Origin of the sequence: Flavobacterium sp. FlaQc-48, assembly GCF_044007335.1 — a bacterium.
Classification (GTDB): domain Bacteria; phylum Bacteroidota; class Bacteroidia; order Flavobacteriales; family Flavobacteriaceae; genus Flavobacterium.
The window spans coordinates 1-342 of sequence record NZ_JBIPCR010000071.1 but is presented as its reverse complement, the minus strand read 5'-3'; the positions used below and the strand labels follow the sequence as shown (position 1 = coordinate 342).

At 44.2% G+C, this 342-nt stretch carries 1 protein-coding gene; it reads right to left on the bottom strand.

Annotated features, from left to right (window positions below; translation table 11 throughout):
• Positions 1-342 (bottom strand): OmpA family protein (locus tag ACHRWY_RS27625; RefSeq protein ID WP_395359240.1); only part of this gene is annotated, 342 nt, incomplete at both ends.

Sequence of the window (342 nt, the reverse complement as noted above, 5' to 3'; positions counted from 1 at the left end):
GGGTTTCGCCATATCCTTTGCCGGTTAATCGTTTTTTGGATATTCCGTTTTTAACCAGCCAGTCAAGGGTTGATTGGGCTCTTCGGCCGGATAAGGCTTCGTTGTACTGATGACTTGCCCTGCTGTCAGTATGCGAGCGAATGTCGAGTTTCATCGTCGGATTGTTGTTTAGTACATCGAGTATTTTTTCAAGGTCCAGGGCCGCTTCGGTTCGGATGTTGGATTTATCCAGATCAAAATAGATCATTTTTATGGCAAAACATTTTCCCAGATCATCCCCAATGGTCACTTTACAGATTGATTTATCCAAACCAATCGGCAGGCTGGTTTTTCCGGTTACTT